This window comes from Pseudoalteromonas sp. CR1 (assembly GCF_019392235.1).
In the GTDB taxonomy this organism is placed as follows: domain Bacteria; phylum Pseudomonadota; class Gammaproteobacteria; order Enterobacterales; family Alteromonadaceae; genus Pseudoalteromonas.
The window spans coordinates 1-233 of sequence record NZ_JAHXRM010000649.1; the positions used below are offsets into that span (position 1 = coordinate 1).

The following is a 233-nucleotide window of genomic DNA, read 5'->3' on the forward strand; positions in this document are numbered from 1 at the left end:
TCAAAGCGCACTTTGCTCCGACAAAAGACAAAAAAGGACGCGATGTTCTTGCAGTCAATTTGAATGCGGACGTGTCTAAAAGCGACGCGGCAAAGTTTAAAACGCTTGCAAAACAAATTAAAGCGCAAAAGGCGGGCGTCAAATTCATTCCGCTTTTGGCCGTCGTCATTTTTACGACGGCAGTCGGCGTGTGCGTTACGCTTTTTAAAAATATCGTCGTAAAAAAGGCGATG

The 233-nt window shown here is 45.1% G+C and carries 1 protein-coding gene; it reads left to right on the forward strand.

Translation table 11 applies throughout. From position 1 onward, the window contains the following. The coding region (locus tag KZZ04_RS20890) for a hypothetical protein (RefSeq protein ID WP_219424134.1) at positions 1-233 on the forward strand (233 nt) is incomplete at both ends.